This window comes from Microbacterium sp. (assembly GCF_003248605.1).
Taxonomy (GTDB): domain Bacteria; phylum Actinomycetota; class Actinomycetes; order Actinomycetales; family Microbacteriaceae; genus Microbacterium.
Genome location: NZ_QFPF01000036.1, coordinates 1 through 21,692 on the forward strand (window position 1 = coordinate 1; position 21,692 = coordinate 21,692).

Here is a 21,692-nt window from a genome sequence, read left to right on the forward strand (position 1 = left end):
GTGTACGACTTCATGTACGCGTACACCTCCGGGTCGTGCAGCGGGTCGCCCCACTCGTCCCACTCGATCACCGTGAGGGGGAGCGAGGGGTCGAGGATCGTGGTCAACGCGTCGACGAACGGCACCCCCGCGAGGATCCCGGCGAACAGCTCCGGGGCGAGGTTGGCGACCGCGCCCATCAGCAGACCACCCGCGCTGCCGCCCTCCGCGACGAGCTGGGCCGGGGTCGTGGTGCCCTCGGCGACGAGGTGCCGGGCGCAGGCGACGAAGTCCGTGAAGGTGTTCCGCTTGTGCAGGAGCTTGCCCTCCTCGTACCACTGCCGGCCCATCTCGCCGCCGCCGCGCACGTGGGCGACGGCGAAGATCACGCCGCGGTCGAGCTCCGACAGGCGCGGCACCGAGAAGCCGGGCTCGATCGAGTGCTCGTACGAGCCGTAGCCGTAGAGGTGAAGTGCGCGGACAGACGCACCCGCCTCACCGAACGAGCGCTTCCACACGAGGGAGATCGGCACCTGCGTACCGTCGGCGGCCGTCGCCCAGACGCGGGCCTGCGCGTAGTCCTGCGCGCTGTAGCCGCCGAGCACGGGCTGCCGCTTGCGCAGCAGCAGCCTGCGGTCGGCGAGATCGGCGGTGCCCACTCCCGGTTGCCGCCGAATCCCGCAGTGTAGAGCGGTTCGTCGAACTCCAGCTCCTCGATGCCGCCCGTGCCGTAGTCGAGCAGTCCGGTGCGCGCGAGACCTCCCCGGCGGTACTCGATCGTCGCGAAGTCGCGGAAGCAGTCCACATCGAGCAGACGGACACCGGGGGAGTGGGCGACGACGACCGTGCGCGGCGCCGAGGGGTCGGATGCCGGAACCCGCACGAGTTCGAAATCCAGAGCCTGATCGTTGTGGAGGATGTAGAGGGTGTCCTCTCCGTCGATCACGGCGTGGTCGACGGAGTACTCCACGCCCTCGACCCGCGGCCACACGACGCGCGGCGCCGCACCGAGGTCGTCGGCGGGCACGAGCCAGTACTCGGAGGTGATGGAGGACCCGAGTCCGATGACGAGGTACTTCTCGCTGCGGGTGAACCCACCGCCCAGCCAGTACCGCTCGTCGGCTTCGTGGAAGATGCGTACGTCGTCCTCGACGGGCGCGCCGACGGTGTGGGCCCAGAGGGTATCGGGACGCCACGCGTCGTCGACGGTGGTGTAGACGATGGTCGCGCCGTCGGGCGAGAACTCCGCGCCCGACGCGGTGCCGGAGATCTCGTCGCTCAGCTGTTCGCCGGTCTCGAGATCGCGCACGCGCACGGTGTACCGCTCGTCTCCCGTGACGTCGACTCCGTACAGCATCCTGCGGCCGTCGTCGCTGACATCGAACGATCCGAGCGAGAAGAACTCGTGTCCCTCGGCTTCAACGTTGGCATCGAGCAGGACCTGCTCGCCGGGCACGTCGACGCCGGGCTCCAGCTGGGGCGGTGTCCAGTCATCGGGGGAGGCCAGGGGTGCACGGCACTGGATGCCGTACTGCTTACCCTCGACCGTGCGCCCGTAGTACCACCACTCCCCGCGGCGCGAGGGCACCGAAAGGTCGGTCTCGAGTGTGCGGCCCTTGATCTCGTCGAAGATGCGCTCGCGCAGGCGCTCGAGGTGCGCGGTGCGGACCTCGGTATACGCGTTCTCTGCCTCGAGGTGCGCGATGACGTCGGCATCGTCTTTCGCCCGCATCCACTCGTACGGGTCGTCGATGCTGTCGCCGTGGTGCTCGCGCGGCTGCGGCCGGCGCGCGGCGACGGGAGCGCCGGCCTCACCAGCGTGGTCTGCGGGGCGGGGGGATGCCGGGGTCAGGGCGTCATCGATGCTCACGTATCCACGCTATCCGAGCGAGCAGACCCGCCGACCCACGGTGCTCAGGCGGCGGCGATGAGGCGGTTGCCCGGGGCGCGTTCAAGACGCGCGCCGGCGCGCACCGGCGGTGGTCAAGACGTCGTTCGGGATGCCGCGGGAGAACAGCAGCGCAAAGAGCGCCAGCGCGATGAGACCGAAGAACGCCGTGCGCAGCGAAGCGAGCTGCGAGTCGGCGTAGACCCGGGCGAGGAGCACCGCGTCGGCATCGCTCAAGCCCGCCTCCTTCGCGATGTCGGGGATGCTCGCGGCCGGGAGGATCTCGACGCCGCCGGCCGTCCGTTCGCTCACGGTCTGCCGGACCTCGTCGGGGAGAGCCGACTGGGCGACACCCGCCGCGAACGACGTGGCGAGGGAGCCGATGAGCACCGACCCGATGAGTGCCGTGCCGAGCGAGGACCCGAGGTTCTGGAAGACGCCCTGCATGCCCCCGACTTCGCTCGTGTCCTTCTCGGTCACGGCCGACATGTTGACATTGCCCAGCTGCGAGGCGAGGAGCCCGAGCGCCGCCCCCGCGCAGAACATGCCGATCCCGAAGGGCAACCCCGACAACTCCGGATCGATGGCGGAGAGCAGCACGACGCAGCTGGCCACGAGGACGACCTGACCCGTGCGGACGATCCTGCGCGGCGACCACGTCGTGGCCAGGCGCGTGCCGAGGATCGAGAAGAGGATGAGCGAGAGCGAGAGCGGGAAGATGCGCACGCCCGTCTGGAGGGCGTCGAGGCCCAGCGTCATCTGCAGGTACACCGGCACCATGAAGAACAACCCGGCCGTGACCGCGTACTGTCCCCCCAGCGCGCCGAGGCCGCTGCGCAGCTGCAGCAGCTGCAGCAGCTCCACGTGCAGGAGAGGGTCGCGACCGGTGGCGCTGAGCCGCCGCTGTCGAGCGACGAACACGAACAGCAGTGCCGCACCCGCGACCACGAACCAGGCCGAGAGCGAGACTCCGAGGGGTGCGACCGCGACGCCGGCGATCACCGGTGGATGCGCGGGAATGATCCAGCCCCAGGTCTTGCTCTGCAGCATCCCGAAGATGAGGAGGACAAGGCCGAGCGCCGACACGAGCACGCTCGGCGCATCGATCCGCACCGCGCGCGGAGCCGCGGCCTGGGGGATGCTGCGGGCCAGCAGCACGACGACGGCCATGATGACGACCTCGGCGACGAAGACGTACCGCCAGTTCGCGTAGGTGGTCACGGCGCCGCCGATGAGGGGACCGGCAGCCACGGCGGCGCCGGACACGGCGCCGATCGTCGCGAACGCCGTGATGCGCGCCCGACCGGTGTAGTTGTCGGCGATGAGGGCCGCGACCGCGGGGATGACCAGAACCGCCCCGAGCCCCTCGATGATCGACCATCCGAGGAACAGCACGCCCATCGTGGGACTGAGCGCGGTGACGAGGGAGCCGACCGCGTAGATGATGGAGCCGATCACGAGCGCACGGCGTCGGCCCCACACATCACCCAGCTTGGCGCCGAGCAGCATGAAGGCCGCCATCGTGAGCGTGTAGAAGGTGATGGCGGCCTGCATGGAGGCGACGCTGCTGTCGAGGTCCTCGACCACCGTCGCGATCGAGACGTTCATCACGGTGCCATCCAGCACCATCACGAACTGCGCGCACCCGAGGATGACGACGACGGACCATTTCTTCATGCCCTGCCCGACCTTCGGCCGGCTGCACGGGAGGGGCCGGCTGCCGCTCAGTCAATACCCCCCGGGCGAGCCGCGCCAGTCTGTGGGCCGGATCAATTCACGGTGATCAACGTGCGCTGCCATCCGGATGAGCCGTCGGGCGCGATCGGTGCCCGATCCTCGATCTGCGTCACGCCGCTCGCGTCGACGGCGCGCACGGTCACGTAGTGCGTGCCGGGGGTTGCGTCCCACTCGGTGAACCACTGCACCCACGTGTCCGCGTTGATCGGCGTCGACAGCGTCGCGGGCATCCAGTCGCCGTCGTCCACCTTGACCTCCACGCGCGAGATCCCGGTCGTCTGCGCCCACGCCACGCCGGCGATCGGCACCCGCCCGGCTGCGACGGGGGTTCCCGAGCGCGGAGTGTCGATGCGCGAGGACATCTTGATGGGGGCGCGAGCGCTGTATCCGCGGGGCGTCCAGTAGGCCTCGTCCGCGGCGAACGTCGTCACCTTCAACTCCGTGACCCACTTGGTCGCCGAGACGTATCCGTACAGCCCGGGGACGACCATGCGCACCGGGAACCCGTGCTCGAGCGGCAGCGGCGCGCCGTTCATCGCCACGGCCAGGATCGCGTCGCGGCCCTCGTCGGTGAGCGTTTCGAGCGGTGTGCTCGCGGTGTATCCGTCGACCGAACGGGAGAGCACCATGTCGGCGCCCTCCTGCACTCCCGCACGGCGCAGCACATCGCGCAGGGGGATCCCCTGCCAGATCGCGTTGCCGACGAGGCCGCCGCCGACCTCGTTCGACACGCAGGTCAGCGTGATGGCGTATTCATCCAGCCCCATCCCGACGAGGTCATCGAAGCTCAGCTCGAACGGTTCGTCGACCATCCCGGTGACCGCGAGCCGCCACGCGGACGGATCGACCGACGGCACGGTCAGCGCGGTGTCCACGCGGTAGAAGTCGGCGTTGGGGGTGATGAGGTCGGACAGGCCCGGGATGTCGAGCTCGGCGCCGGCGGGGATCGTCACCGTGGTCCGGGGGCTGGGCAGTCGCAGCGCCTCGCGAACATTCGCGATCGAGGACGTCGCGGTGTTCACCAGCCGTGCGCCGATCCCGACCACCGCCGCGGAGACGGCGGCGATCGCCGTCAGGCGGAAGAAGGCGCGACGGTCGGGATTCGCGGTGGTGCCGCCGGCGGCCACGCTGTCCGTGTCGGCTTCCGCTGCCGTGCGGGTCCCCTCGCGCCACGCGCGCGCACGTCGTACGAGGACGAAGATCAGCACGCCACCGGCAGCCGCTCCGACGATCGGCGGAATCGCCGCAAGGGGCGTGGCCCCAGCGCGCGTCACGATCGCGGCGATCGAGAGGACACCGGCGATCCCCATCGCGGCGACGCCCGCGAACGGGCGCCAGAGCTCCAGCATCCCGGCGATCGCCGAGGCGACCAGCACCGCGAGCGCGAGTCCGATCAGCAGCGCGATCTTGTCGTACGCGCCGAAGGTCGAGATGGCGAGCTCTTTGAGGGGCTGCGGGACGATGTCGATCACGAAGGAGCCGACGGCGAGGATCGGGCTGCCCTCGCGGGCGACGATGAGGGCGACGAGCTCCGCGACGGCGAGGAAGGCCGCAGCGCTGACGACGCCGGCGATCGCGCTCCAGATCACGCTTCCGCGCCGGCTGAGTGTGCTGACCATGCCGATCCTCCGCTCCTGCGCAGCCGCTCCGACCGCCTGGGAGTTGTTCGCGGCGAAGCCGCCAGCGGATTGCCGGGCACGTCGAGGGCTGCCCGTAGGCTTGCGGGGTGAACATGCCCGCGCCCGCCTTCGGGCAGCATCCTCCCGCCGCGCGCACGCTGCTGCACCTCAGCGACACCCATCTCCTGGCCGGCGACAGGCGCCTCGGTGACCGATACGACACCGAGGACAATCTGCGGCGCACGCTCGAGCGGGTCGAATCGCTGGGCGTTCGTCCCGACGCGTTCGTCTTCACGGGAGATCTGACCGACCTCGGCGAGGCCTCCGCGTACGCGCGTCTGCGCGAACTGGTCGAACCCGTCGCCGAGCGACTCGGCGCCCCCGTCGCGTGGGTCGCCGGCAATCACGACGAGCGCCCCGAGATGCGCCGCGACTTGCTGGGGCTCGAGCCCACGGAGCAGGCGATCACGGGGGAGTGGGATCTCGGCGGGCTGCGCCTGATCGCGCTCGATTCGACCGTGCCCGGCTGGCATCACGGCGACATCGACGACGCGCAGCTCTCGTGGCTGCGCGGGCGTCTCGCGCAGCCCGCCCCGATGGGCACGATCCTCGCGCTGCATCACCCGCCCCTGCCCAGCCACGTTCCGCTGTTCGGCATCCTCGAACTGCGCCGCCAAGATCTGCTGGCCGAGGCGATCGCGGGCTCCGACGTGCGCGCGATCCTCGCCGGGCACCTGCATTACTCCACCCACGGCACGTTCGCGGGCGTGCCCGTGAGTGTCTCGGCCGCCACCTGCTACACCATGGACATCGCCCGGCCCCCGACATCCATCAACGGCATGGACGCCGGACAGTCGTTCCACCTCGTGCACGTCTACGAACACACCATCACTCACTCCGTCGTGCCGGTGGCGGGCGCCGATTCCGGCGACTACTTCTCGCCGGAATGGTACGAGCGGATGTCTGCGATCACCCCCGAGGAGCGACTCGAGCGCTTCTCCCGCAAGCCGCCGCGATCCTGATCGGCCGGGCTCCGCGAGAGTAGGCTCGGTGGCATCCCATCCCCGCCGTGACCGACCCACAAGGACACCCCGTGGCCCTCGACGCAATGACGCGCACCCGTTCCGAATCCGACTCCCTGGGATCGCTCGAGATCCCCGACGATGCCTACTGGGGCATTCACACCGCCCGGGCGCTCGAGAACTTCCCGATCAGCAAGCGGCCGATCTCGGTCTATCCGGACCTCGTGCGCGCACTCGCCATGGTCAAGCAGGCCTCGGCCCGCGCGAATCGCGAGATCGGTGTGCTCGATGCCGAGCGAGCCGACCTGATCGATGGCGCCGCGCAGCGGGTGATCGACGGCGAGTTCCACGACCAGTTCGTCGTCGGCGTCATCCAGGGCGGCGCCGGCACGTCGACCAACATGAACGCGAACGAGGTCATCACCAACATCGCGCTCGAGATGGCGGGCCGGGAGAAGGGCGACTACGCGTTCCTGTCGCCGATCGATCACACCAACCGCAGCCAATCCACCAACGACGTGTATCCCACGGCCATCAAGGTCGGGCTGAGCCTGGATCTGCGTGCCCTGCTCGAGCAGCTCGATCTGCTCCGTCGATCGTTCCTGGCCAAGGCGCACGAGTTCCACGACGTGCTGAAGGTCGGTCGCACGCAGTTGCAGGATGCCGTGCCGATGACCCTCGGGCAGGAGTTCAACGGTTTCGCGACCACTCTTCGCGAGGACTGGAACCGGCTGAAAGAGAACGCCTACCTGCTGACCGAGATCAACATGGGCGCCACGGCGATCGGCACCGGAATCACGACGCACCCCGCCTACGCGAGGGCCGTGCTGCATCACCTGCGCGACATCTCGGGCCTCGACCTCGAAACCGCCACCGACCTCGTGGAGTCCACGAGCGACACCGGCGCGTTCATGTCCTTCTCCTCGTCGCTCAAACGCAACGCGATCAAGCTCTCCAAGATCTGCAACGATCTGCGCCTGCTCTCATCGGGACCGCAGGCGGGTCTCGGCGAGATCAACCTGCCGGCGCGTCAGGCGGGCTCCAGCATCATGCCCGGCAAGGTCAATCCGGTGATCCCCGAGGTCGTCAACCAGGTCGCCTTCGCGGTCGTCGGCGCCGACACCACGGTGACCATGGCTGTCGAGGCCGGTCAGCTGCAGCTCAACGCGTTCGAGCCGGTGATCGCCCACTCGATCTTCCAGTCGATCACCTGGATGCGTCAAGCGATGTACACCCTTCGCGTCAACTGCGTGGACGGCATCACCGCCAATCGCGAGCGACTCGGGGCGATGGTGGGCGCCTCCGTGGGTGTCATCACCGCGCTGACGCCGTTCATCGGCTACGCGGCGTCGGCGGCGCTGGCGAAAGCGGCGCTGCTGACGGGGCGGAACGTCGGTGACCTCGTCGTCGAGGCGGGTCTGATGTCGCGCGAGGACGTCGCCAAACAGCTCTCGCCGGCGCGCCTGTCGGGACTCGAGGCGATCACCGCGGCCATCCCGATCCAGGTGGCACCCGAGGATCACTGACCCCCGGCATCCCGCCTCAGTCCGTGATGCGGCAGTGCGTCGTCAGCTCACCGATGCCGGCGACGCCGACGGTGACGCTCGAGCGGTCGCGCAGGAAGATCTGCGGGTCGCGGGAGTATCCGGCCCCTCCGGGGCTGCCGGTGGAGATGAGCGTGCCGGGCAGCAGAGTGGCCGAACTCGACAGGTGAGCGATCAGCGTGGCGACCGAGCGCACCATCTGGCCCGTTGTCGCATCTTGCACCGTCCGACCGTCGACGACTGCCCAGATGTGCAAGTCCTGTGGGTCGGGGATCTCGTCGGCGGTGACCACGAACGGCCCCGTGGGGGTGAAGCCGTCGAACGACTTGCATCGCGACCACTGCGCCTCCGAGAACTGGATGTCGCGGGCCGTGATGTCGTTGACGACGGTGTAGCCCCAGACGTGATCGAGCGCGTCGGCGGGAGACACATCGTGTGCGGGGCGCCCGATGATGACGCCGAGTTCGGCCTCGTAGTCGACCGACTCGCTGAGCGAGCGCGGCCACGAGGTGGTGCCCTCGTGGCCCGTCAGGGAGTTGGGCCAGAGGCAGAAGACGGTGGGCGCCGCGTCGGTCTTCAGACCCAGCTCGCTCGAGTGCGCAGAGTAGTTCAATCCGATCGCGAGGATCAGCGGCGGCCGGTCGACGGCGGACGCGAACGAGACGTCAGCGAGGGGATGCCGGGGGGCGGTGGTCGGCAGGTCTTCGCTCGCCGCGCGCACCCGGGCGAGCATCTCGTCACCGCCCTCGACGAGCGTCTGCAGATCGCGCGGCGCCCCCTCGAACAGTCCCGGCACGGGAACGGCGTGGTCGCCGACGACCACCGCCAGAACGGGAGGCGCGGACGGGGATACGACGATGTGGGCAAAACGCACGTCTCCACGCTACCGGGCGTGCGCGCTTAGGCTGACGGTTGTGACGTACGCCCCACCCCCCTGGCCGCCACAGGATCGCCGCGACGGCGTGCCGTCCGCGTCGTTCTCATCGGCCCTCGATCAGCCTCCCCATGCGACCGGCGCCTACATCCCGCCGCCACCTCCGACGGTGCACACGCTCCCGCAACTGCCCGAGGTGCCGCGCAGGGGGCGCAGCGCTTCCCTCTGGCTGCTCGGTGCCCTCGTCCTGGTCTCCGTGGGACTCGTGGGCTACTTCCTCACCTTTCTCGGGGCGGGGGCGTCCATCCTCGGGCTCGTGCTGGCGCTGGTGCCCTTCGTCGGGGTGCTGCTCGCGGTGCGCCTCGTGGACCGCTGGGAGCCCGAACCACGCAGTCTCCTCGTGCTCGCGGTCGCCTGGGGCGCGGTCGCCTCCGTCGCGATCGCGCTGCTCGTGGACCTCGGCATCGTGTTCCTGATCGGCCGCGACGACACCCTCGCGCGCGAGCTCTTCTCGAGCGTCGTGCAGGCGCCGGTGGTCGAAGAGGTCGCCAAGGGTCTCGGCCTGCTCATCATCTTCGCCACCGCCCGGCGCGCCTTCGACGGCCCGGTCGACGGAGTCGTCTACGGCGCTCTGGTGGGCGCGGGATTCGCCTTCACCGAGAACATCCAGTACTTCGCGATCAGCTTCCTGCAGGGAGGGATCGAGGATGTCACCGGCACCTTCTTCGTGCGCGGCATCCTCTCGCCCTTCGCCCACGCCATGTTCACGGCGATCATCGGGTTCGCCTTGGGCCTCGCCGCTCGCCGGGGCGCGCGCGGGGGAGTGCTCGGGTACTGGATGCTGGGGCTCGTCGGAGCGATCCTGCTGCACGCCTTCTGGAACGGCTCCGCGATGCTCGGCGACTTCTTCGCGCTCTACCTCACCCTGCAGGTGCCGTTGTTCGTCGGCTTCATCCTGGGCATCGTCGCGCTCCGACGGCAGGAGTCGCGTCTGACCCACCAGCGACTGGGGGAGTACGCCGCGGCGGGCTGGTTCACATCGCAGGAGGTCGACATGCTCGCCACAGGCGCCGGTCGCAAGCGGGGGCTGGCGTGGGCGCGCGGTCTGCGCGGGGATCGCACGGCGATCATGCGAGAGTTCATCGCCGACGCGACGGGGCTCGCGGCGGCCCGTCAGCGGGCCATCTCGGGACGGGATCCCCACGCGGTCGAAGACGAGCGCGTGCTGCTCCAGCGGACGGCGGCGGCGCGGGAATCCCTGCTCGCACTCTAAAACTCAGCGCCCGGTGCCGCGGCGATGCCTGCGTGTCAACCGGGCGCTGAGTCGGCCTGAACCCAGGTTGCCCGGGCCGCGCGCAGGTGTCAACCCCTCTTGACGGCCGCGCCGGCGTGCTTTGACGCCCGCGTCCGGCTCGGGTTGGATGGAACCATGACTGATGAGCGCACCAAGCCCGAAATCGACGCCCCCGTCGGCGACGCCCCGACCGAACTGGTGGTCAGGGACCTGATCGAGGGCACCGGCGCCGAGGCGAAGCCCGGCGACACCGTCACCGTCCACTACGTCGGAGTGGAGTACGAGACCGGCGAGGAGTTCGACTCCTCCTGGAACCGGGGCGAGAGCATCCAGTTCCCTCTGCGCGGTCTGATCCAGGGCTGGCAGGACGGCATTCCGGGCATGAAGGCCGGCGGGCGTCGCGAGTTGGTCATCCCGCCGGCGCTCGCGTACGGCCCTCCGGGTGGGCACTTCCTCGGCGGCAAGACGCTCATCTTCGTGATCGACCTCATCGCCGTCGGCTGACCCGCCCCGCATCGAACGACCCCGGCGGCGCCGGGGTCGTTCATCGTTTCGTCACATCGTCGTCGCGCATCGGAATACATGCACCTGCATACTGGTTGACGACGAAAGACGCCGTGCAAACGGCACCCACGATCCCCAAGGAGACAGCATGAGCGCCACCACCCTCGACCTTCCCGGTTACAAGCCCGGCACCTGGGTTCTCGACCCTTCGCACAGCGAGGTCACCTTCAGCGTCCGCCACATGATGATCTCGAAGGTGCGCGGCACCTTCGGTGTCAAGAGCGCCACGCTCGTCGCCCCCGAGAACCCGCTCGAGGCCGAGGTCACCGCCAGCGTCGACGTCGCCTCGATCGACACGAAGGACGAGAACCGCGACCAGCACCTGCGCTCGGCCGACTTCTTCGATGCCGAGACCTACCCGACGATGGACTTCCGCTCCACCGGTGCCCGCATCGAGGGTGACGACCTCTACATCGACGGCGACCTCACGATCCGCGGCATCACCAAGACCGTCACGTTCGAGCTCGACTTCGGTGGATTCGGCACCGACCCCTACGGCAACTACAAGGCCGGCGCCAGCGCCAAGACCGTCATCAACCGCGAGGACTTCGGTCTGACGTGGAACGCCGCGCTCGAGACCGGCGGCGTGCTCGTCGGCAAGGACGTGACGATCACCCTCGACCTGCAGGGTTCGCTGCAGGCCTGACATCGCGAGCAGGGGTGGATGTCGCGGCCGATGGGTCGCCGCATCCACCCCTTTCTCGTGTCCGCGCGCGGATCGGTTTGCCTGTAGACTCTTCAGGTTGCCGTTCGATCGGCCGCGGATAAAGAGAGCTCACGCATCAGGCGATGGGCGCCGCGCAATGAAGAGAAAGGGGATCCCCTCTATGCCGCTTGAATTCGAAGCCAAGAAGGCGATCATCGAAGAGTACGCGACGCACCCCGGTGACACCGGATCCCCCGAGGTGCAGGTCGCGATGCTGACGCAGCGCATCAAGGACCTCACAGAGCACCTGAAGGAGCACAAGCACGACCACCACTCGCGTCGTGGTCTGTTCCTGATGGTCGGTCAGCGCCGTCGTCTGCTCGGCTACCTCCAGGACATCGACATCAACCGCTACCGCGCGTTGATCGAGAAGCTGGGGCTGCGCCGCTAAGTCGCGCCAGCGTTCAATCGCACGAAACTTCTTGAAGGGCCGTCCCAGGTGTGGGGCGGCCCTTCCTCGTGTCAGGCGCGCGCCGCCAGGAGATCCGCGTGCCAGCGCTCGGCGACGTCGGGGTGCGCGCGCAGCCGCGACTTGAGGGCGTTCTCGCCGTACAGGGCGTGAATCGGATTCGACGGGTCGTCGGAGACCCCGGAGGCGCGGGCGGCCAGCTCCGGCGGCAGCTCGATCAGCGGCAGGGTCGCATCGAGCGCGGGGTTGAAGAAGAACGGCACCGAGATGCGGTCTTCGGGCGACCGCGGTGAGAGCACACGGTGATTGGTGGCCGTGAGGTAGCCCTGCGTGGCGTACTCGAGCATCTCGCCGATGTTGACGACGAAGGCCCCGGGAACGGGAGGCGCATCGACCCAGACCCCGTCGCGCTCTACCTGCAGGCCGCCCTTTCCGGGCTCGATCCAGAGCAGGGTGAGCACGCCCGAGTCCTTGTGGGCTCCGACGCCCTGCGCGGGCTCGGGGTCGTCGGTGCCGGGGTAGCGGATGATCTTGATCAGCGTGGACGGCTCGCCGAAGGGCGCGGCGAAGTAGTCCTCGGGTGCGCCGAGGGCGAGCGCCCAGGCGCGCAGCAGCTTGCGGGACACGCCGGCCAGGTGATCGTGCCACTCGGCGACCACGTCGCGCAGTTCGGGGAGGGCGTCGGGCCACATGTTCGGGCCGATGAGCCGCGCGAAATCGGGAGACGCGGCATCCCGCACCGCCTCGCGTTCCGGGCCGATGTCGATCTGCTCGCGCCAGTCGACCGCGCCCCGGGTGCGCTCCCCGCCGACCCTCGTGTAGCCCCGGAAGTGCGGGCTTCGGACGTTCTCGATCGCCAGCTTGTCAGCCTCGGGCAGCTCGAAGAACCGCCGCGCGACACTGTGCAGGCGTGCCTCGAGGTCGGCCGTCACGCCGGTACCGGTGAGATAGAAGAATCCCACCTCGTGGGTGGCGGCGCGCAGCTCCTGCCGAAAGCGCTCGGACGCCTCTGCGCCCCGGTCGAGTGCCGACAGATCGAGCACCGGAAGGTTCAGCTCACTCATGCCGCCAGGGTAGGTGGAGGATGAGCGCGTCGTCACGCCGTGTTGCCCCGCGTTACCACGCGGGCGCGTGATCAGCGCGGGCGGCGCGACCCCGTCGGGTCCGACCGTCGTCCCTCGCGGCCGGCGAGGGCGGGATCGGCGAACAGCCACGTTGGTCGGGGCTCGACGAGCGGCCGGAAGAGACGGCGCACGGGCTGTGTGGCAAGGCCCAGCGCGACGCCGACGGCGAGCACGACCACGAGAGGCAGCCACAGCCACGTCGGTTCGAGATCGCGCAGCACGCCCGACTCGCGGAACGGATAGAGCACGAAGGAATGCAGCAGATAGACGTACATCGTGTACTGGCCGAAATGGGTCCACCAGGTGTGCCTCAGCGGCACGAGCGCGAAGAACGCGACGCTGAGCACGAGGGCGATCGCCATGAGCGCCAGTCGGACGCCGCCGGCCCACCACTGATCGCCGCCGAGGGCGGCGTACGAGTCGTCGTAGAAGAGCCAGGTGCGCAGGTTCATCCGCTCCCACACGTCCACGAAGGCCCAGGCCGCCCATCCCGTGACGCCGAGGACAGCCAGCGCCGCCGCCGTGACCCACCAGGGCCTGCGATCCAGCAGCCGCAACCGGTTCACCACGTCCCGCTCGCTCAGCCACCACCCCAGGGCGAAGAAGGGCAGCAGGCCGAGCGTGCGCGAGAGCGAGAAGGTCGAGTCGATGTTCGTCACGTACCCGGCGCCGACCGAGATGAGCACGGTCCACACCAGGGGCCATCGGAGCAGAGCGAGGTAGGGCAGCACGAGGCGGAAGATGCCGAGGGCGAGCAGGAACCACAGTGTCCACGACGGCTGGCTGAGGTTGGGGTCGCCGTCCCCCTCGACGATCCACTTGGTCAGGGTCCACAGGCCCTCGAAGATGACGTAGGGCAGCAGGATGTCGGTGACCACGCGCGCCATCTGCCGCCTGGTCGGCGTGCCCGCCTTCGAGAAGTATCCCGAGATGATCGCGAACGCGGGCATGTGGAACGCGTACACCGTGAGGTAGAGGGCGAGGGCGATGTCGGAGTCGTAGGTCAGACGCTGCACGGCATGGCCGAGCACCACGAGGACGATGCACGCGAAGCGGGCATTGTCCCAGAACGGCACGCGGCGCTTGGGGCGCGGCGTCGTCCCCGTCGCGGGCGACCCGGGGTCGGAGGAGCGCGGGGCGGATGCCGCGGCCCGGCCGGGCGGAGTGGTCTGGCTCATGAGCGTGCTCACCCTACCGCGGCACCGCGGCGCGGCATCCCCTGCTCTGGCGGATGCGGGGCGCGGCCTCGAGCCGGGCGGAATAATCTGGGGGAGCGGACGTTTCACCGGGTACATTCATTTGCATAGACACTCGCGACGGTGATCCCGGCGCGGAGGAAGCGGAGCAGATCGTGAACGACACCACGTCACAGGCCGTGCAGTTCGGCATCTTCTCGGTGAGCGACATCACCGAGGATCCCACCACCGGCAAGACGCCGAGCGAGGCGGAGAAGATCCGCAACGCGGTGACGGTCGCCACGCACGCCGAAGCGGTGGGGCTCGATGTCTTCGCGCTCGGCGAGCACCACAACCCGCCCTTCTGGTCCTCTTCTCCCACGACGACGCTGGCCTACATCGCCGCTCAGACGGAGCGCCTGATCCTGTCGACCGCGACGACGCTGATCACGACCAACGACCCGGTGAAGATCGCCGAGGACTACGCGATGCTGCAGCATCTCTCGGGGGGCCGGGTCGATCTCACCCTCGGGCGCGGCAACACCGGTCCCGTCTACCCGTGGTTCGGACAGGACATCCGCCAGGGGCTCCCGCTCGCCATCGAGAACTACGCGCTTCTGCACAAGCTGTGGCGTGAGGACGTCGTGGACTGGGAGGGCAAATTCCGCACCCCGCTCCAGGGGTTCACCTCGACGCCGCGGCCGCTCGACGGCATCGCGCCGTTCGTGTGGCACGGCTCGATCCGCACCCCCGAGATCGCCGAACAGGCCGCGTACTACGGCGATGGCTTCTTCGCCAACAACATCTTCTGGCCCAAGGAGCACTACCAGCGCTTGATCGCCCTCTACCGTCAGCGGTACGCGCACTACGGCCACGGCACCCCCGAGCAGGCGATCGTCGGGCTCGGCGGACAGGTGTTCATGGCGGCGAAGTCGCAGGATGCCGTGGCCCGGTTCCGCCCGTACTTCGACAACGCCCCCGTCTACGGACACGGACCGTCGCTCGAGGACTTCGCCGAGATGACGCCGCTCACGGTCGGCTCGCCGCAGCAGGTCATCGACCGCTACGCCGCGATGCGCGACACCTTCGGCGACTACCAGCGCCAGCTGTTCCTGATGGATCACGCAGGCCTGCCGCTGAAGACGGTGCTCGAGCAGCTCGACATCCTCGGCGGCGAGGTCGTGCCGGTCCTGCGTCGCGAGCTGGCGAAGAACCGGCCGGCCGAGGTGCCCGACGGTCCCACGCACGCGGCCCGCGTGCGCGCGGTCTACGGCGACGGACCCGCGCGTGAGGCCCGCCCGCGGGCCAACCGGGGCGACAACCTCGCGGGTCCCTCGCCGTATCAGGACGCCGCCGCGGCTCCCGTGCTGGCGGGGTCGGCCTTCGGCGCCGCCGCGACGCGGAAGGGGGCCTGAGATGGTCGCCCGGCGCATCGCCGTCGTGACGGCCGGTCTGTCGAACCCGTCGACGACCCGATTGCTCGCCGATCGACTGACCCAGGCGGTGCTCGGCGAGCTTTCGGAGCGCGAGATCGCCGCGTCGGTCGACGTGTTCGAGCTTCGCGACTACGCGCACGACATCACGAACAATCTGCTCACCGGATTCGCGCCTCCGGCGCTCGAGTCCGCGATCAACGCCGTCGTCTCGGCCGATGCGATCATCGCCGTGACGCCGATCTTCTCCACGAGCTACTCGGGTCTGTTCAAGTCGTTCGTCGATGTGCTCGACCCGGACGCGCTCGCGGGGACCCCGGTGCTGCTGGGCGCCAATGCGGGCAGCGCGCGACACTCGCTCGCGATCGACTATGCCATCCGTCCGCTGTTCACGTACCTGCACGCCGATCCCGTGCCCACCGGCGTGTTCGCGGCCTCCGCCGACTGGGGTTCGACACCGGACGAGGTGGCGCCCCTCGGCGCGCGGATCGGTCGGGCTGCCCGCGAGCTCGCCGATGCCATCGAGCGGCGCGGCGTGCAGGGTGCGGGTGACCCCTTCGATCCCGCGACCTACCTCGGCGAGGGGCGTTCGTTCGGGCACCTGCTGGGCGGCCTGGCGGGGGAGTAGGACGCCGACGCTCAGGTCGGCGGCGCCGCGCCGAAACGCCGCGCGAGCAGGACATCGACGATCACTCCGAGAGTGAGGGCGAGCGCGATCGACACGACGACCGCCAGCACCGGCGCACCCGGCAGCAGCGTCGCCACGGCGGCGCCGATGAGCGACTGATACAGGGCCCAGGCCGTCGCGGCACCGGCTGAGACCGCGAGGTAGCGCGGCGCGCCCACCCGCGACGCACCGGCGGTGAGGTTCACCGCGATGCGCGCGAACGGGATGAAACGAGCGGTGAAGAGGATGGATGCCGTGCTGCGGTGCAAGCGGCGTGTCGCCCAGCCGAAGGCCGCGACCGTACGCGGCCTTCGCATCCATCCCCAGCGCTCGAGGCCGACGCGTCGGCCGACGAGATAACACGCGGCATCGCCCGTGAACGCGGCGGCCGCGGCGATCACGACGACCGCCCACAGGACGGGTCGGCCGTCGGTCACCGACAGCGCCCCGAGCGCCGTCACGGCGATCTCGCCGGGCACGACGACGAGGAACGAATCGGCCAGGACGAGCGCGAACAGCAGCCCCAGCATCCACGGCTCGACGCTCGCCGTCGTCAGTGCGTCGCTGATCACGTCACGAGGCAAGCACCCGCGTGTGAACGGCCGCCGAACGGCGCGCGGACGGTGACGTGCCGGCGTGCATCCGGTGAACACTCGGCGCCGTACGCCGATTCGGCGGGCGCGCGGCGTGCACAGGCGTCACCGTGGAGTTGTGAGAGTCGCGCTGCTGGCCGAGTCCTTCCTCCCTCACATGAACGGTGTGACGGGATCCGTCCTCCACGTCCTGCGCCATCTGCGGGCACAGGGTCACGAGACGCTCGTGATCGCGCCGCGTGCGGGCGAGGTCGATGCCGACCTGCACGGCGCCCGCTCGGCGCTGCTGCGATCGGTGCCGCTTCCCTCATATCCCGAAGTGCGTGTGGTCTTCGCGCGCACGGCGACCCTCACGCGCATTCTGCGGGAGTTCGGTCCGGACGTGATCCATCTCGCCTCGCCCTTCGTGCTCGGCTGGCAGGGGGTGCAGGCCGCGGACGCCCTGCGGGTGCCCTCGGTCGCCGTCTACCAGACCGACGTCACGGCGTACGCGCAGAAGTACGGTGTGGCAGGCGCCGCCCCCTTCGTGGGGGCCCACGTCGGCCGCCTGCACCGCCGCGCGACACTGACGCTCGCCCCCTCGAGCTCCGCGCGTGCGCAGCTCGAGGGACTCGGCGTCGATCGCATCCGCACGTGGGCGCGCGGCGTCGATGCGGAGCGCTTCACCCCGGAGCGGCGCGACGATCCGTGGCGTGCGCGCGCGGGAGGCGGACGGATGCTGGTGGGCTATGCCGGTCGACTCGCCGCCGAGAAGCAGGTCGAGGATCTTCGTGCGCTCGCCGATCTGCCCGGCGTCCGGCTCGTGGTCATCGGGGAGGGGCCGGCGCGCGCCCGGCTGGAGGAGCTGCTGCCCGACGCGCTGTTCACGGGATTCCTGGGTGGCGAGGCGCTTGCGCGGGCGCTCGCGTCGCTCGACGTCTTCGTGCATCCGGGAGAGCACGAGACGTTCTGCCAGGGCGTTCAGGAGGCGCTCGCCAGCGGCGTACCGGTCGTGGCGACGGGACGCGGCGGTCCCCTGGATCTCGTGCGCAGCAGCATCGACGGCTGGCTCTACCGGCCGGGCGACCTCGGCGATCTGCGCTCGCGCGTCGCCGATCTGGTCGGCGACGAGGCGAAGCGCGCAGCGTTCGCGCGCGCGGCGCGCGAGAGCGTGCGGGGCCGCACCTGGGCTGCACTGGGCGATCAGTTGCTCGGGCACTACGCCGAAGCGCGGGCGCTGCGACCCCTCGACGACGCACGTCTCGGGCGCGGGCTCGAACGGCCGGCGCTCCCCGTGCCCCCCTCGCCGTCGTCCGGTCGACGCTGCGCGAGCTTCGTCGCCCTGGGGGACTCCCTCACAGAGGGGCTGTGCGACACGTCGAGGATGCCGCCGGGGCAGTATCGCGGATGGGCCGACCGTCTCGCGCAGCTGCTGGCGCACGCGCGCGAGGGCGACACGCCGCTCGCTTACGCCAACCTCGCGGTGCGCAGCCGTCGGGTGCGCGACCTCGTCGACGAGCAGCTTCCGATGGCGTTGGCGCTCCGGCCGGATCTGGTCTCGGTGTTCATCGGCGCCAACGATCTCGTCGGGCCGAGGGCGGACGTCGCGGCGCTCGCGGCCGAGGTGGCTTCGGCCGTCCGCACCCTGCGTGCGGCGGGAAGTCAGGTGCTCCTGGTCACCCCGGTGCTGCCGCGCCGTCGCGCATCCGTTCTCTTCGTCCGGCGTTTCGCTCGTTACTCCTCCGCGCTGCGCCGGATCTCACGCGAGACGGGGTGCCTTCTGCTGGATGCCGAGGCCATGCCCGAGCTCGCCGATCCCTCGGCGTGGGCGGACGATCGTGTGCATCTCTCGGCTCGCGGGCACCGGGTGCTCGCCTACCGTGCGGCCGATGTGCTCGGAGTACCCGATGCGGACGCGCTCGGCGGTCTGGACGATGCCTTCCATGCTGTCGAGGATGCCCCGCCGGAGGGGTCGTGGCTGCGGGTGCACGCGCTGCCCTGGGTCTGGCGCCGGCTGCGCGGCCGCACGGCCGGCGACGGGCTCGGACCCAAGCACAACGCCCTCATCGCGCTGCCACCGCGGTCGACGAGGGTGCGGGACGCCGAGCCGCACGACTCGCTCTGACGTGCGCCGCCCGGCCGGCGGTCATCCCTCGAAGCCGCGCTCGAACTGGTCGATCTCGCTTTCGAGGCTCTCTCCGAGCTCGATGCTCTCCCGCGGGTCGATCGTCGGGTCGGGCCCGTCCCATTCGGCCTCGTCCTCGAGGGGGACCTCGCGGTCGTCGTCGGGCACGTCGCCAGGGGAACGGCGATCTTCGCTCATCTCTTGACTCCTATCCGCTCTTGCGCCGGAAGGTGCGCTTGGCCCCCGCGGGTCCGTGGGTGGCCTGAACGGCGGAGTCGCCGTTCAGGTGCGCCTCGCCCGATCGGTGGTGCGCGTTCTTCTTCTCGAGCGCCTCCTTGAACTTGCGCTTCAGGTCGTCGGATGCCGCGTCCTGGGGTTTCTCGTCGGTGCTCATGAGGCTCAGCCTACGCACGCGGGGCGAGAGTTGGCGAGAGACGCCGGGCCGCAGCATCCCGCTCCCTGCGCCTCGCGCTGGTAGGCTTTCGAAGGTTGTGCGGATCGCTTCGCGCCACCGCACAACTGCACAATGCGCCGGCACCGCCGGCGTCTCAGGAGCAGGCCGGCAGGAAGCTGGTCCCCTGTGGTGGTCTCCTCGTCGGTCTCGCCGGGTGGATTTCTACTGGTGGCCAGCGCAAGCGCACGCCGCCCCGCGTCTCGCGCGCTCATATCTGCCTACTCCCGCTCCTTCGTATACACTCGCGCGCCACACGGGCGGGCGAGTCGAAACAAAGAAGGAGAGACCTCTTGGAAGGTCCTGAAATCACATCCGCCGAAGCCGTTCTCGACAACGGACGCTTCGGCACCCGCACCATCCGCTTCGAGACCGGTCGCCTCGCGCAGCAGGCGCAGGGCGCGGTCGCCGCGTACCTCGACGGCGACACGATGCTGCTGTCGGCGACGAGCGCCGGCAAGAGCCCCCGCGAGGGCTTCGACTTCTTCCCGCTGACGGTCGACGTCGAGGAGCGCTCGTACGCCGCCGGCAAGATCCCGGGGTCGTTCTTCCGTCGTGAGGGTCGTCCCTCGACCGAGGCGATCCTCGTCTGCCGCCTGATCGACCGCCCGCTGCGCCCGTCGTTCGTCGACGGCCTCCGCAACGAGGTCCAGATCGTCGTGACGGTGCTCTCCATCGCGCCCGGCGAGTTCTACGACGCGCTCGCGATCAACGCGGCCTCGGCATCCACCCAGATCTCGGGTCTGCCCTTCTCCGGCCCGATCGCCGGTGTGCGTCTCGCGCTCATCCCGGGTCACGGCGAGAACGCCGACCAGTGGGTCGCGTTCCCCAAGGCGGAGCAGCTCGAGGAGGCCGTGTTCGACCTGATCGTCGCCGGCCGCGTGCTGCCCGACGGCGAGGTCGCGATCATGATGGTCGAGGCCGAGGCCACCGAGCACAGCTGGAACCTCATCAAGGGCGGCGCCACCAAGCCCAGCGAAGACGTCGTGGCCGCGGGCCTCGAGGCCTCCAAGCCCTTCATCAAGCAGCTCGTCGAGGCGCAGCAGGTCATCGCCGACGGCGCCGCGAAGGAGATCCGCGACTACCCGGTCTTCCTGCCCTACAGCCAGGAGACCTACGACTTCGTCGCGGGTCGCGCGTACGACGAGCTCGTCGGCATCTACCAGATCGCCGATAAGCAGCAGCGTCAGGACGCCGACGACGCGGTCAAGGACCGTGTGAAGGCGCAGCTGCTCGCCGCCGTCGAGTCGGGCGAGCTGCCCGCCGTCGCGACGCTCGAGTTCTCGGCGGCCTACAAGTCCGTGACGAAGAAGATCGTCCGCGGCCGCATCCTCTCCGAGGGTGTGCGCATCGACGGTCGTGGCCTCGCCGACATCCGTGCCCTCGAGGCCGAGGTCGACGTCATCCCGCGCGTGCACGGGTCGGCTATCTTCCAGCGCGGTGAGACCCAGATCCTGGGCGTCACCACGCTGAACATGCTCAAGATGGAGCAGCAGATCGACTCGCTCTCGCCCACGACGAGCAAGCGGTACATGCACCACTACAACTTCCCGCCCTACTCCACCGGTGAGACCGGTCGTGTGGGCAGCCCCAAGCGTCGCGAGATCGGGCACGGCTTCCTCGCCGAGCGCGCCCTCGTCCCGGTGCTGCCGGGCCGCGAGGAGTTCCCCTACGCGATCCGCCAGGTCTCGGAGGCTCTCGGCTCCAACGGGTCGACCTCGATGGGCTCGGTCTGCGCCTCGACGCTCGCCCTGCTCAACGCGGGTGTGCCGCTGAAGGCGCCCGTCGCGGGCATCGCGATGGGTCTCGTCTCCGACGAGGTCGACGGACAGACGCGCTACGCCGCGCTGACCGACATCCTCGGCGCCGAGGACGCCCTCGGCGACATGGACTTCAAGGTCGCCGGCACGAGCGAGTTCGTCACGGCGATCCAGCTCGACACGAAGCTCGACGGCATTCCGTCGTCGGTGCTCGCGGGCGCGCTGCAGCAGGCCAAGGATGCGCGTATGCAGATCCTCGAGCTGATCAACGCGACGATCGACGCCCCCGACGAGATGGCCGCCACGGCTCCCCGCGTGATCAGCGTGCAGATCCCCGTCGACAAGATCGGCGAGCTGATCGGACCCAAGGGCAAGACGATCAACTCCATCCAGGACGAGACCGGCGCCCAGATCTCGATCGAGGACGACGGCACCGTCTACATCGGTGCGGTCGATGGGCCCTCGGCCGAGGCGGCGCGTGCGCAGGTCAACGCGATCGCCAACCCGACCAACCCCGAGGTGGGTGAGCAGTTCCTCGGCACGGTCGTCAAGATCGCGACGTTCGGTGCGTTCATCTCGCTGCTTCCGGGCAAGGACGGGCTCCTGCACGTCAGCGAGGTCCGCAAGCTCGCCGGCGGCAAGCGTGTCGAGAACGTCGAGGACGTCCTCGGCGTCGGTCAGAAGATCCTCGTGAAGATCACGAAGATCGACGACCGCGGCAAGCTGTCGCTCGAGCCCGTGCTCGACGA

General features: G+C 69.6%; 18 protein-coding genes and 1 pseudogene. 10 read left to right on the forward strand and 9 right to left on the reverse strand.

The window, feature by feature from the left end; translation table 11 throughout:
- From DI573_RS06825 to DI573_RS06835, 3 genes and pseudogenes are all read right to left on the reverse strand, one after another.
- Nucleotides 1-1,831: pseudogene (locus DI573_RS06825) on the reverse strand (S9 family peptidase); the annotation flags it as partial.
- 99 nt (nucleotides 1,832-1,930) lie between these two features.
- Complete coding sequence (locus DI573_RS06830) at nucleotides 1,931-3,544, reverse strand: MFS transporter (protein ID WP_292812076.1); 1,614 nt, start codon at nucleotides 3,542-3,544, stop codon at nucleotides 1,931-1,933.
- A 92-nt stretch (nucleotides 3,545-3,636) separates the two neighbouring features.
- Nucleotides 3,637-5,223 carry a molybdopterin-dependent oxidoreductase gene (locus tag DI573_RS06835; protein WP_292812077.1) on the reverse strand — a complete coding sequence of 529 codons (1,587 nt, stop codon included), beginning with the start codon at nucleotides 5,221-5,223 and terminating at the stop codon, nucleotides 3,637-3,639.
- A 113-nt stretch (nucleotides 5,224-5,336) separates the two neighbouring features.
- Between DI573_RS06835 and DI573_RS06840 the strand changes: the two genes are divergently transcribed.
- Together DI573_RS06840 and DI573_RS06845 are read left to right on the forward strand one after the other, a co-directional pair.
- Nucleotides 5,337-6,245 (forward strand): metallophosphoesterase, encoded by a 909-nt coding sequence (locus DI573_RS06840; RefSeq protein WP_292812126.1) that lies wholly within the window; start codon nucleotides 5,337-5,339, stop codon nucleotides 6,243-6,245.
- A 71-nt stretch (nucleotides 6,246-6,316) separates the two neighbouring features.
- Nucleotides 6,317-7,771 carry an aspartate ammonia-lyase gene (locus DI573_RS06845; RefSeq protein WP_292812080.1) on the forward strand — a complete coding sequence of 485 codons (1,455 nt, stop codon included), beginning with the start codon at nucleotides 6,317-6,319 and terminating at the stop codon, nucleotides 7,769-7,771.
- A gap of 16 nt (nucleotides 7,772-7,787) precedes the next feature.
- Here DI573_RS06845 and DI573_RS06850 read toward each other — a convergent pair whose 3' ends face one another.
- On the reverse strand, nucleotides 7,788-8,663 hold the full coding sequence (locus tag DI573_RS06850; protein WP_292812082.1) for a fumarylacetoacetate hydrolase family protein: 876 nt from the start codon (nucleotides 8,661-8,663) through the stop codon (nucleotides 7,788-7,790).
- Between the two features lie 40 nt (nucleotides 8,664-8,703).
- On the opposite strand from DI573_RS06850, the gene DI573_RS06855 reads away from it, so the two are divergent.
- From DI573_RS06855 to rpsO, 4 genes are all read left to right on the forward strand, one after another.
- Complete coding sequence (locus DI573_RS06855; protein WP_292812084.1) at nucleotides 8,704-9,936, forward strand: PrsW family glutamic-type intramembrane protease; 1,233 nt, start codon at nucleotides 8,704-8,706, stop codon at nucleotides 9,934-9,936.
- Between the two features lie 156 nt (nucleotides 9,937-10,092).
- Nucleotides 10,093-10,461 carry an FKBP-type peptidyl-prolyl cis-trans isomerase gene (locus tag DI573_RS06860; protein ID WP_292812087.1) on the forward strand — a complete coding sequence of 123 codons (369 nt, stop codon included), beginning with the start codon at nucleotides 10,093-10,095 and terminating at the stop codon, nucleotides 10,459-10,461.
- Nucleotides 10,462-10,609: 148 nt separating this feature from the next.
- Nucleotides 10,610-11,167: a YceI family protein gene (locus DI573_RS06865; protein WP_292812089.1), complete on the forward strand. Its 558-nt coding sequence runs from the start codon at nucleotides 10,610-10,612 to the stop codon at nucleotides 11,165-11,167.
- 181 nt (nucleotides 11,168-11,348) lie between these two features.
- Nucleotides 11,349-11,618: a 30S ribosomal protein S15 gene (gene rpsO, locus DI573_RS06870; RefSeq protein WP_036299063.1), complete on the forward strand. Its 270-nt coding sequence runs from the start codon at nucleotides 11,349-11,351 to the stop codon at nucleotides 11,616-11,618.
- 71 nt (nucleotides 11,619-11,689) lie between these two features.
- Here the strand turns inward: rpsO and DI573_RS06875 are convergent, their stop codons facing one another.
- Both DI573_RS06875 and DI573_RS06880 read right to left on the reverse strand, forming a co-directional pair.
- The gene (locus DI573_RS06875; RefSeq protein ID WP_292812094.1) at nucleotides 11,690-12,700 is read right to left on the reverse strand and encodes a 2-oxoglutarate and iron-dependent oxygenase domain-containing protein; all 1,011 of its coding nucleotides are present in this window, start codon (nucleotides 12,698-12,700) and stop codon (nucleotides 11,690-11,692) included.
- A 71-nt stretch (nucleotides 12,701-12,771) separates the two neighbouring features.
- Entirely contained in the window at nucleotides 12,772-13,938 is a 1,167-nt protein-coding gene (locus DI573_RS06880; protein ID WP_292812096.1) for an acyltransferase family protein, read from the reverse strand.
- Nucleotides 13,939-14,108: 170 nt separating this feature from the next.
- Here DI573_RS06880 and DI573_RS06885 point away from each other — a divergent pair, with 170 nt between their 5' ends.
- A complete protein-coding gene (locus DI573_RS06885; protein WP_292812128.1) occupies nucleotides 14,109-15,350 on the forward strand; it encodes an LLM class flavin-dependent oxidoreductase in 1,242 nt (413 codons plus the stop codon).
- A 1-nt stretch (nucleotide 15,351) separates the two neighbouring features.
- The gene (locus DI573_RS06890) at nucleotides 15,352-15,996 is read left to right on the forward strand and encodes an FMN reductase (RefSeq protein ID WP_292812099.1); all 645 of its coding nucleotides are present in this window, start codon (nucleotides 15,352-15,354) and stop codon (nucleotides 15,994-15,996) included.
- Nucleotides 15,997-16,007: 11 nt separating this feature from the next.
- Here DI573_RS06890 and DI573_RS06895 read toward each other — a convergent pair whose 3' ends face one another.
- Nucleotides 16,008-16,607: a VTT domain-containing protein gene (locus DI573_RS06895; RefSeq protein WP_292812101.1), complete on the reverse strand. Its 600-nt coding sequence runs from the start codon at nucleotides 16,605-16,607 to the stop codon at nucleotides 16,008-16,010.
- A gap of 139 nt (nucleotides 16,608-16,746) precedes the next feature.
- Between DI573_RS06895 and DI573_RS06900 the strand changes: the two genes are divergently transcribed.
- On the forward strand, nucleotides 16,747-18,732 hold the full coding sequence (locus tag DI573_RS06900; RefSeq protein ID WP_292812103.1) for a GDSL-type esterase/lipase family protein: 1,986 nt from the start codon (nucleotides 16,747-16,749) through the stop codon (nucleotides 18,730-18,732).
- A gap of 21 nt (nucleotides 18,733-18,753) precedes the next feature.
- Here DI573_RS06900 and DI573_RS06905 read toward each other — a convergent pair whose 3' ends face one another.
- Together DI573_RS06905 and DI573_RS06910 are read right to left on the reverse strand one after the other, a co-directional pair.
- On the reverse strand, nucleotides 18,754-18,930 hold the full coding sequence (locus DI573_RS06905) for a hypothetical protein (RefSeq protein WP_292812106.1): 177 nt from the start codon (nucleotides 18,928-18,930) through the stop codon (nucleotides 18,754-18,756).
- Nucleotides 18,931-18,940: 10 nt separating this feature from the next.
- Nucleotides 18,941-19,126 carry a DUF5302 domain-containing protein gene (locus DI573_RS06910; protein ID WP_292812107.1) on the reverse strand — a complete coding sequence of 62 codons (186 nt, stop codon included), beginning with the start codon at nucleotides 19,124-19,126 and terminating at the stop codon, nucleotides 18,941-18,943.
- Between the two features lie 350 nt (nucleotides 19,127-19,476).
- On the opposite strand from DI573_RS06910, the gene DI573_RS06915 reads away from it, so the two are divergent.
- Nucleotides 19,477-21,692 (forward strand): polyribonucleotide nucleotidyltransferase (locus DI573_RS06915; RefSeq protein WP_292812108.1); only part of this gene is annotated, 2,216 nt, incomplete at its 3' end.

Coding starts and splice junctions, on each gene's coding strand:
- DI573_RS06830 (WP_292812076.1), bottom strand. CDS start 3,544: ATGAAGAAATGGTCCGTCGTCGTCATCCTCGGGTGCGCGCAGTTCGTG.
- DI573_RS06835 (WP_292812077.1), bottom strand. CDS start 5,223: ATGGTCAGCACACTCAGCCGGCGCGGAAGCGTGATCTGGAGCGCGATC.
- DI573_RS06840 (WP_292812126.1), top strand. CDS start 5,337: ATGCCCGCGCCCGCCTTCGGGCAGCATCCTCCCGCCGCGCGCACGCTG.
- DI573_RS06860 (WP_292812087.1), top strand. CDS start 10,093: ATGACTGATGAGCGCACCAAGCCCGAAATCGACGCCCCCGTCGGCGAC.
- DI573_RS06865 (WP_292812089.1), top strand. CDS start 10,610: ATGAGCGCCACCACCCTCGACCTTCCCGGTTACAAGCCCGGCACCTGG.
- rpsO (WP_036299063.1), top strand. CDS start 11,349: ATGCCGCTTGAATTCGAAGCCAAGAAGGCGATCATCGAAGAGTACGCG.
- DI573_RS06875 (WP_292812094.1), bottom strand. CDS start 12,700: ATGAGTGAGCTGAACCTTCCGGTGCTCGATCTGTCGGCACTCGACCGG.
- DI573_RS06880 (WP_292812096.1), bottom strand. CDS start 13,938: ATGAGCCAGACCACTCCGCCCGGCCGGGCCGCGGCATCCGCCCCGCGC.
- DI573_RS06890 (WP_292812099.1), top strand. CDS start 15,352: ATGGTCGCCCGGCGCATCGCCGTCGTGACGGCCGGTCTGTCGAACCCG.
- DI573_RS06905 (WP_292812106.1), bottom strand. CDS start 18,930: ATGAGCGAAGATCGCCGTTCCCCTGGCGACGTGCCCGACGACGACCGC.
- DI573_RS06910 (WP_292812107.1), bottom strand. CDS start 19,126: ATGAGCACCGACGAGAAACCCCAGGACGCGGCATCCGACGACCTGAAG.